Raw genomic sequence first — 6,508 nt, forward strand, 5'->3', positions numbered from 1 at the left:
CCCGGGTGGCTACCCATCGGTAACCAGCCCACCCGCCCGCCCCGCGCCGCCGTCAGGCCAGCGGGACGATGTCCGGCGCACCCAGCCGCGCGGCGTCCGCGGTCTCGTCGTCCTGCTGCTCCTGCGAGGCGCGCTCGGCCTCCACCCGGGCCAGGTAGTGCGAGATCTCCTTCGCCACCTGCTCCTCGCTCCACCCCAGCACACCCGCCATCACTGCGGCCGCGTGCGGGGCCGCGGACACCCCGCGGTCCCACGTCTCGATGGACACGCGCAGCCGCCGGGTCAGGACGTCGTCGAGGTGGCGGGCGCCCTCGTGCCCGGCCGCGTACGCCACCTCGGCCGCCAGGTAGTCCTCGGCGCCGTCCAGCGGCTCGGCCAGCGACGGGTCCTCGGCGACCAGCGCGAGCACCTCGTGCACGAGCGTGCCGTACCGCCGCAGCAGGTGCTCGATCCGCGCCACGTGCAGGCCCGAGGACTCGGCGATCCGGTTGCGGCTGTTCCACGCGGCGTGGAAGCCCTCGGCCCCCACCAGCGGGATCGTCGCCGTGCAGCTCGGGGCCACGCGGAAGTCCAGGGCCCGCGCCACCTCGTCGACGGCGTCCTGGGCCATCACCCGGTACGTCGTGTACTTGCCGCCGGCCACCACGACCAGCCCGGGGACGGGGTGGGCCACGACGTGCTCGCGGGACAGCTGCGAGGTCTCCTCGCTCTCCCCCGCCAGCAGCGGCCGCAGCCCCGCGTACACGCCCTCGACGTCCTCGCGGGTCAAGGGCGTCGTCAGCACCCGGTTGACCCGCTCCAGCAGGTAGTCGATGTCGGTGGCGGAGGCGGCCGGGTGGGCCTTGTCCAGGTCCCAGTCCGTGTCGGTCGTCCCGATCACCCAGTGCCGGCCCCACGGGATGACGAAGAGCACGGATTTCTCCGTGCGCAGGATCAGCCCGGTGGAGGACAGGATGCGGTCGCGCGGCACGACCAGGTGGATGCCCTTGGACGCCCGCACCTTGAACTGGCCGCGCTCGCCGACCATCGCCTGCGTCTCGTCGGTCCACACCCCGGTCGCGTTGACGACCTGCCGGGCCCGGACCCGCAGCTCGCGGCCGGCCTCTAGGTCGCGCACCCGGGCGCCGACGACGCGCTCGCCCTCCCGCAGGAAGCCGACGACGCGGGCGCGGTTGGCGACGTGCGCGCCGTACGCGGCCGCCGTCCGCACGATCGTCATGGTGTGCCGGGCGTCGTCGACGAGCCCGTCGTGGTACTGGACGGCGCCGACGAGCGCGTCCTTGCGCAGGCTCGGGACGGCGCGCAGCGCCTGCCGCCGGGTCAGGTGCCGGTGCCGCGGCAGGCCGCGCGAGGCGCCCGCCCCCACCCCCATCGTGTCGTAGAGCGTCAGCCCCGCGGCGACGTAGGGGCGCTCGACGACACGTGTGGTCAGCGGGTACAGGAAGGGCACCGGGCGGACGAGGTGCGGGGCGAGGCGCTGCAGCAGCAGCCCGCGCTCGCGCAGCGCCTCGCGGACCAGGCCGAAGTCGAACATCTCCAGGTACCGCAGGCCGCCGTGGATCAGCTTGGACGAGCGGCTCGAGGTGCCCGAGGCGAAGTCGCGGGCCTCGACGAGCGCGACGGACAGCCCGCGGGTGGCGGCGTCCAGGGCCACCCCGGCCCCGACGACCCCGCCGCCGACGACGAGGACGTCGACCTCCTGGGCGGCCATCGCCTCCAGGGCGCGCTGGCGCTCGACGGGGCCCAGCCGGGCCGACCCGGGTCGCGATCTCATGGCCACAGCCTGCCACCGGGACCTTCGGCGGTGGCGCGCCGGGGCGCAGGCAGCAGACTGTCCGCATGGTCAGCACCTCCTCCACCGACCGCCCGTGGCTCGCCTCCTACGCACCGGGGGTCCCCGCGGACGTCGAGGTCCCGGACGCGCCGCTCACCCGGCTGCTCGACGACACCGTCGCCCGCCACGGCGACCGGGTGGCCCTGGACTTCCTCGGCGGCACCACCACGTACGACGAGCTCGCGGACGCCGTGTCCCGGGCGGCGCGCACGCTGCAGCGGCTCGGCGTGGGCGCCGGTGACCGGGTCGCGATCGTGCTGCCGAACTGCCCCCAGCACGTCGTGGCCTTCTACGCGGCCCTGCGGCTGGGCGCGGTCGTCGTCGAGCACAACCCGCTGTACACGGCGGGCGAGCTGCGCCGCCAGCTGGCCGACCACGACCCGGTGGTCGTCGTCGCCTGGGACGTCGCAGCCGGCCGGGTCGTGGAGGCGCTGCGCGGCACCGGCGCGGCCGGGGCGACGGTCCTGACCGTGGACCTCACGACGGCGCTGCCGGCGACGAAGCGGCTGGCGCTGCGGCTGCCCGTGCCGGCCGCCCGTCGCACCCGCGCGCAGCTGACCGCCGAGCCGCCGCCCGGCACCCACCCGTGGGACCCGCTGGTCGCGGCGTGCGAGCCCCTGGACCCCGCGACGCCGCAGCCGCGGGCCGGTGACGTGGCCCTGCTGCAGTACACCGGTGGGACGACGGGCTCGCCGAAGGGCGCCGTGCTGACCCACCGCAACCTGGCCGCCAACGCCGCGCAGGCCCGGGCGTGGGTGCCCGACCTGCGGGAGGGTGACGAGGTCTTCTACGCCGTGCTGCCGCTGTTCCACGCCTACGGCCTGACCCTGTGCCTGACCGTGGCCATCTCGGTGGGCGCCACCGTGGTGCTGCTGCCGCGGTTCGACGTCGACCTCGTCGTGCAGGCCGCGAAGCGGCGACCGCCCACCTTCCTGCCGGGTGTGCCGCCGATGTACGCCCGGCTCGCCGAGGTCGCCGGCGAGGGCCGCTTGGACCTGTCGTCGGTGCGCCACGCCATCTCCGGCGCGATGTCGCTGCCCGAGCAGGTCGCCCGGCAGTGGGAGGACCAGACAGGCGGCATGCTCGTCGAGGGGTACGGGATGACCGAGACCTCCCCCATCACGGTCGGCAACCCGTTCTCGGCCGCCCGGCGGCACGGCACGGTCGGGGTGCCGTTCCCGTCGACGTGGATCCGGGTCACCGACCCCGAGGACCCCGAGCGGGAGGTGGCTCCGGGCGAGCCCGGCGAGCTGCAGGTACGCGGGCCGCAGGTCTTCTCCGGCTACTGGAACCGGCCGGAGGAGACCGCAGCGACGCTGCTGGACGGCGGCTGGATCCGCACCGGCGACGTCGTCGAGGTCGACGCCGACGGCTTCGTCCGCGTCGTCGACCGGATCAAGGAGCTCGTCATCACCGGCGGCTTCAACGTGTACCCCACCGAGGTGGAGGACGTGATCCGCGAGCACCCCGACGTCGAGGACGTCAGCGTGCTCGGCGTCCCCGGACCGGACGGCGGCGAGCAGGTCGTCGCGGCCGTGGTGCCCGTGGACGGCCGCGCGCCCGATCCCGAGGAGCTGCGCGCCTGGACCCGGGAGCGGGTGGCCGGCTACAAGGCCCCACGGCAGGTGCACCTGGTCGAGGACCTGCCCCGGTCGGTGATCGGCAAGGTGCTCAGGCGCGAGCTGCGCGAGCGGCTCACCGCCTGACCGGCCGCCCGACCGAGCGCCGGCGGCCCACCGGTCAGCGGGTCGGCTGCGGCAGCGTCGGCTGGTACGGGGAGACGACGACCTCGACCCGCTGGAACTCCTTGAGGTCGGAGTAGCCGGTGGTGGCCATCGACCGGCGCAGCGCCCCGATGAGGTTCGTGGTGCCGTCGGCGACGCGGCCCGGCCCGTTGAGGATCTCCGCCAGCGGGGCGACCGTGCCCACCTGCACCCGCTCACCACGCGGCAGCTGGGGGTGGTGCGCCTCGCTGCCCCAGTGCCAGCCCCGCCCGGGCGCGTCGACCGCGCGGGCCAGCGCGGCACCGAGCATGACGGCGTCCGCGCCGCAGGCGACGGCCTTGACGAGGTCACCGGAGCGGCCGACGCCGCCGTCGGCGATGACGTGCACGTACCGGCCGCCGGACTCGTCCATGTAGTCCCGCCGGGCGGCGGCGACGTCGGCGACCGCGGAGGCCATCGGCGCGTGGATGCCCAGGGTGACGCGCGTCGTGTGGGCGGCGCCCCCGCCGAACCCGACGAGGACGCCGGCCGCGCCGGTGCGCATCAGGTGCAGCGCCGCGGTGTACGTGGCACAGCCGCCGACGATCACCGGGACGTCCAGCTCGTAGATGAACCGCTTGAGGTTCAACGGCTCGGCGTTGCCGGAGACGTGCTCGGCGGACACGGTGGTGCCGCGGATGACGAACAGGTCGACGCCGGCGTCGACCACGGTCTTCCAGAGCTGCTGGGTGCGCTGCGGGGACAGGGCCCCGGCCACGGTGACCCCGGCGTCGCGGACCTGCCGCAGCCGCTCGGTGACGAGCTCCGGCTGGATGGGGGCGCTGTAGATCTCCTGCATCCGGCGGGTCGCGGCGGAGGCGTCCAGGGCGGCGATCTCGGCGAGCAGCGGCTCAGGGTCCTCGTAGCGCGTCCACAGCCCCTCGAGGTCGAGGACGCCGAGCCCGCCCATCCGGCCGAGGGCCACCGCGGTCGCCGGCGACACCACCGAGTCCATCGGCGCGGCGAGCACCGGCAGGTCGAAGTGGTAGGCGTCGATCTGCCAGGCGACCGAGACCTCCTCGGGGTCGCGGGTGCGCCGGCTGGGGACGATCGCGACGTCGTCGAAGGAGTACGCGCGCCGTCCGCGCTTGCCGCGGCCGATCTCGATCTCGCTCATCACACCGGCCAGGCTACCGGCGGGGGGTGGCCCGCCCGTCCCCGGCGTGCGGCGTCAGCGCGAGTAGTTCGGCGCCTCGACGGTCATCTGGATGTCGTGGGGGTGGGACTCCTTGAGGCCGGCGGCGGTGATCCGCACGAAGGAGCCGTTGCGCTTGAGGTCCTCGACGCTCGCCGCGCCGCAGTAGAACATCGACTGACGCAGCCCGCCGACGAGCTGGTGGGCGACCGCGGACAGCGGCCCGCGGAACGGCACCTGCCCCTCGACGCCCTCGGGGACGAACTTGTCGTCGGTGGCCACGTCGTTCTGGAAATAGCGGTCCTTGGAGAAGGAGCGGTCGCCGGCGCGGGTCTGCTGCGCCCCCAGCGAGCCCATGCCCCGGTAGGACTTGTACTGCTTGCCGTTGATGAGGACGAGCTCGCCCGGGCTCTCCTCGCACCCGGCCAGCAGGGACCCGAGCATCACCGTGTCCGCGCCGGCGACGAGGGCCTTGGCGATGTCGCCGGAGTACTGCAGCCCGCCGTCGCCGATCACCGGCACCCCCGCCGGCCCGCACGCCAGGGACGCCTGGTGGATGGCCGTGACCTGCGGCATGCCGACACCCGCGACGACGCGGGTCGTGCAGATCGACCCCGGCCCGACGCCCACCTTGACGCCGTCCGCGCCCGCGTCGACGAGCGCCTGCGCGGCCGCGCGCGTCACCACGTTGCCGCCGACCACGTCGACGTGCGCGGCGGCCGGCTCGGCCTTCAGCCGCGAGATCATCTCCAGGACGGCGGCCGAGTGGCCGTGGGCCATGTCGACGACGAGGACGTCGACCCCGGCGTCCACGAGCAGCATCGCGCGCTTCCAGGCGTCCTCGAAGATGCCGACCGCCGCGCCGACGCGCAGCCGGCCCTCGTCGTCCTTGGTCGCGTGCGGGTACTGCTCGCTCTTGGTGAAGTCCTTGACGGTGATGAGGCCGCGCAGCCGGCCGCCGTCGTCCACGAGCGGCAGCTTCTCGATCTTGTGCTGGCGCAGCAGCTCCATCGCGTCGGTGCGGTCCACGCCGACGGGCGCGGTCACCAGCGGCATCGGCGTCATGACGTCGCGGACGAGGCGGGAGTGGTCGGACTCCCAGCGCAGGTCGCGGTTGGTGACGATACCGACGAGCACGCCGTCCGCGTCGACGACCGGCAGCCCGGACACCCGGTACCGGCCGCAGACCGCGTCCACCTCGGCGAGGGTCGCGTCCGGGCCCGTGGTGACGGGGTGCGTGATCATCCCGGCCTCGGACCGCTTGACCAGGTCGACCTGCGCCGCCTGGTCCTCGGCGGACAGGTTGCGGTGCAGCACGCCGAGCCCGCCCTGCCGGGCCATCGCGATCGCCATCCGCGCCTCGGTCACCGTGTCCATGGCGCTGGACAGCAGCGGGACCGCCACCTCGACCCGGCGCGAGACCCGCGAGCGCGTGTCGGCGTCGCTAGGGACGACGTCGCTCGGGTACGGGACCAGCAGGACGTCGTCGAAGGTGAGCCCCTCGAGGCCGAAGAGGCCGTGCTCCTGGGCGCCGGGGTGTCCGTCGGTCGGGGGGAGGCTCACGGCGTCGACCTTCCTGAGGAGGTGGGGTGGCCTGGGGATCGCGCCCAGGCCACCAGGCTAGCCGCGCCCGGAGGGTGCTCGGGACGCGGTGCCCGCGCCCGCCGGGCCGTCCGACGGGACGGCGGGGTCCGCGGCCTGCCCGGCGTCCGGGACCGCGTCGCGCTCGGGCGCCGACCGCCCGGCCCCTGGGCCCGGCGCGCCGCCCTCGGCGCC

At 75.0% G+C, this 6,508-nt stretch carries 4 protein-coding genes; 1 reads left to right on the forward strand and 3 read right to left on the reverse strand.

Translation table 11 applies throughout. The features are described from left to right. Window positions 1–52: 52 nt before the first annotated feature. Entirely contained in the window at window positions 53–1,774 is a 1,722-nt protein-coding gene (locus ACYVQV_RS16630; RefSeq protein WP_461024432.1) for a glycerol-3-phosphate dehydrogenase/oxidase, read from the reverse strand. Between the two features lie 65 nt (window positions 1,775–1,839). Here ACYVQV_RS16630 and ACYVQV_RS16635 point away from each other — a divergent pair, with 65 nt between their 5' ends. Further along, a complete protein-coding gene (locus ACYVQV_RS16635; protein WP_461024433.1) occupies window positions 1,840–3,540 on the forward strand; it encodes a long-chain-fatty-acid--CoA ligase in 1,701 nt (566 codons plus the stop codon). A 34-nt stretch (window positions 3,541–3,574) separates the two neighbouring features. Here ACYVQV_RS16635 and ACYVQV_RS16640 read toward each other — a convergent pair whose 3' ends face one another. Both ACYVQV_RS16640 and guaB read right to left on the reverse strand, forming a co-directional pair. Then, window positions 3,575–4,717 (reverse strand): GuaB3 family IMP dehydrogenase-related protein, encoded by a 1,143-nt coding sequence (locus ACYVQV_RS16640; protein ID WP_461024434.1) that lies wholly within the window; start codon window positions 4,715–4,717, stop codon window positions 3,575–3,577. Between the two features lie 51 nt (window positions 4,718–4,768). Beyond that, window positions 4,769–6,295, reverse strand: a complete 1,527-nt coding sequence (gene guaB / locus ACYVQV_RS16645; RefSeq protein WP_461024435.1) for an IMP dehydrogenase — start codon at window positions 6,293–6,295, stop codon at window positions 4,769–4,771. Between the last annotated feature and the right edge of the window lie 213 nt (window positions 6,296–6,508).

Source organism: Thalassiella azotivora, from assembly GCF_054781695.1.